Source organism: Actinotalea ferrariae CF5-4 (assembly GCF_000603945.1).
GTDB classification, from domain to species: domain Bacteria; phylum Actinomycetota; class Actinomycetes; order Actinomycetales; family Cellulomonadaceae; genus Actinotalea; species Actinotalea ferrariae.
Window position 1 is genome coordinate 1 of the sequence record NZ_AXCW01000357.1, and the last position, 3,114, is coordinate 3,114.

Sequence of the window (3,114 nt, forward strand, 5' to 3'; positions counted from 1 at the left end):
CCGGGCCGCGGCCCGCCGAGGAGCCGGTCTCGGGCCGCCAGCCCACGACGGCGGCGGCGCGGGTGGCGCGGTGCGGCGCCTTGACCCAGTCGGGTGACCGGCGGCCGGCCTGGTAGGTCGACGTCCGCCGCTTGGCGACCACCCCCTCCAGCCCGTGCTCGAGGGTCACCTCCCACAGCGCGTCGCCGTCGTCGTAGACGGGCGACAGCTGGACGCGCTCGGGCAGGGTGAGCCGCTCGAGGGTGCCGCGCCGCTCCTGCCAGGGGCTGCGGGTCAGGTCGACGCCGTAGAGGAGGAGGACGTCGAAGACCATGTAGGTCGCCGGCAGGCGGGCCGCCAGGCGCTGCGCGCGGGCCGCGTCCAGCACGTGCATGCGCTCGGCGAGCGCCTCGAAGGACGGCACGCCGCCCGCCATGACGACCACCTCGCCGTCGAGGACCGCACCCTGCACGGCGGACAGGCCCGCGAGGTCCGGGTACGCGGCGGTCACCTCCCGCCCGGACCGGGCCCACAGGCGCAGCCGCTCCCCGGTCGTGTCGGCGAGCACCCGGACGCCGTCCCACTTCACCTCGTAGGCCCACTCCGGCCCGCGGGGCAGCGCGGGGGACGGCGCGCCGGGGGCGCCTCGGGTGGCGAGCATGGGCTGCACGGGTCCATCCTGCAACCGTCGGTGATCACGAGCACCTGCACTGCCGCGCGCCCCTCCGACGACGGGTGGACGGCCGGACCGAGGAGGAGCCATGCGCGCGATCTGGAAGGGCGCCGTCGCCTTCGGCCTCGTCAACGTGCCCGTCAAGCTGTACGCCGCGACCGGGGAGCGGTCCGTGCCCCTGCACCAGGTCCACGCGGAGGACGGCGGGCGGATCCGCTACCGCAAGGTGTGCAGCGTCGACGGCGAGGAGATCCCGTACGACCAGATCGCCAAGGGCTACGAGACCGACGACGGCCGGATGGTCGTCCTGACGGACGAGGACCTCGACGACCTGCCCATCTCCACGGAGCGGGAGATCGCCGTGGAGGAGTTCGTCCCGGCGGACCGGGTCGACCCGATCATGCTGGGCAAGACGTACTACCTGGAGCCCGAGCGCACCGCCGCCAAGCCCTACGCCCTGCTGCGCGAGGCCCTCAAGACGACGGACCGCATGGCCGTGGTCAAGGTCGCGCTCCGGCAGAAGGAGACGATGGCGGTGCTGCGGGTGCGCGACGACGTCATCTGCCTCCAGACGCTCCTGTGGCCGGACGAGATCCGGGCGGCGGAGTTCCCGATCCTCGAGGCGGAGGTCCAGGTCCGTCCGCAGGAGCTCCAGATGGCCGCGTCGCTCGTCGAGTCCCTCGCGGGCGACTTCGACCCGTCCGACTACTCCGACGCGTACCGGCAGGCGCTCGAGGCGGTCATCGAGGCGAAGGTCACCACCGGCCGGACGGTCTCGGTGAAGCACCCCGAGCGCGAGGAGGACACCGGGGGCGAGGTCGTGGACCTCCTCTCGGCGCTGCAGCGCAGCGTGGAGCGGGCGCGCGGCCGGCGCGAGGGGGCCGACGACGGCGCGGAGGCGCCGCAGGAGAAGCCTGCCCCGCGTCGCTCGAGCCGCCGCAAGGCCGACCCCGAGCCCGCCCCCGAGGCGGCCCCCGAGAAGGAGGCGGCGCCGGCGAGGCGCACCTCCCGGGCGAGCAGCGCCAAGGCCGGCACGAAGAGCAGCACGACGAAGCCCGCGGCGGCCGGGACGGGTGGGACGCCGTCGTCGCGACGCGGCACCGGCAAGCCCGCCGGGACGTCCACGGCCGGCCCGAAGGCCGGGCAGGGGAAGGCCAAGGCCACCAAGGACGACGACGCTGCCGCCCCCGCACGGAAGACCACCCGGCGCCGGGCGTCCTGAGTGGCGGCACCGGACCGGGACGACGTCGTCGGCGTCCTGCACCGCATCGCGTTCCTCATGGAGCGCAAGCAGGAGTCGACGTACCGCTCGCGCGCCTACCGGGCCGCGGGGGACACCCTGCGCGGCCTGGACGACGACGCCTGGCGCGGGCACGTCCGGGACGGCCGCTGGCAGGAGCTGCCCGGGATCGGGGACCGCACGGCCGGGGTGGTCACGACCGTCCTCGCGGGCGAGGAGCCCCGGGTGCTGGCGGACCTGGAGGCGGAGCTCGCGGAGCGGAACCGCGCGGCCACCCCGGCCGGTCAGGCACTGCGGGACCGGCTGCGCGGGGACCTGCACGCGCACACCGACGAGAGCGACGGCGGCGCCCCTCTCGCGGACATGGCGCTCGCCGCGGTCGAGATCGGTCACGAGTACCAGGCGATCACGGACCACTCGCCGCGCCTCACCGTCGCCAACGGGCTCTCGCCGGCACGCCTGCGCGCGCAGCTCGAGCGCATCGACCGGCTCAACACCGCGCTCGCCGCCTCGGCCCCGCGGCCGTTCCGCGTGCTGTCCGGGATCGAGGTCGACGTCCTCGACGACGGCGCGCTGGACCAGGAGCCGGAGCTGCTGCGACGGCTCGACGTCGTGGTCGCGTCCGTCCACTCCAAGCTCCGGATGGAGCGGGAGGCCATGACCCGGCGCATGGTCGCCGCGGTGCGGCAGCCGTGGACCGACGTGCTCGGCCACTGCACGGGTCAGCGGGTCCTCGGCCGCCCGCGGCCGCCCAGCGACTTCGACCCCGACGCCGTGTTCGCCGCGTGCGCCGAGGCGCAGGTCGCGGTCGAGGTCAACAGCCGCCCGGACCGCCAGGACCCGCCGGACGAGCTGCTCGCGCTCGCGGTCGAGGCCGGCTGCCTGTTCACGGTCGACTCGGACGCGCACGCGCCCGGCCAGCTGGACTGGCTCGTCGACGGGTGCGACCGGCTCGCCGCCCACGGGGTGGAGCCCGACCGTGTTGTCACCACCTGGCCGGTGGAGCGGTTGCTGGAGTGGACCGGCCGCCACGGCTGAGGGCCCGCTGACGGGGCGGTCGTCCGACGGCGCCGGGGCGGCGGCGCGGCGTTACCCTCGCGCTGTGCAGGCCCCCCGGCGTCGGCGTGGTCTCGGCGGGCGCCAGGGCGCACCCGAGCAGGTCGTCGACGTGCACCTGGAGGAGGTCGAGCGGGCTCCCGGGCTCGAGCCGGCCGGGCAGCCC

General features: G+C 75.8%; 3 protein-coding genes. 2 read left to right on the forward strand and 1 reads right to left on the reverse strand.

Features of this window, described 5'->3' with window-relative positions:
- On the reverse strand, positions 1–640 hold a 640-nt coding region (locus N866_RS17650), incomplete at its 3' end, for an ATP-dependent DNA ligase (protein WP_155855461.1).
- A 100-nt stretch (positions 641–740) separates the two neighbouring features.
- On the opposite strand from N866_RS17650, the gene ku reads away from it, so the two are divergent.
- Both ku and N866_RS17660 read left to right on the forward strand, forming a co-directional pair.
- Complete coding sequence (ku, locus tag N866_RS17655) at positions 741–1,874, forward strand: non-homologous end joining protein Ku (RefSeq protein ID WP_081802792.1); 1,134 nt, start codon at positions 741–743, stop codon at positions 1,872–1,874.
- On the forward strand, positions 1,875–2,930 hold the full coding sequence (locus N866_RS17660; RefSeq protein ID WP_034229046.1) for a PHP domain-containing protein: 1,056 nt from the start codon (positions 1,875–1,877) through the stop codon (positions 2,928–2,930).
- The last annotated feature ends 184 nt before the right edge of the window (positions 2,931–3,114 follow it).

What these genes read in the sequence shown, in the direction of transcription:
- ku (WP_081802792.1), top strand. Translation starts at nt 741, where the DNA reads ATGCGCGCGATCTGGAAGGGCGCCGTCGCCTTCGGCCTCGTCAACGTG.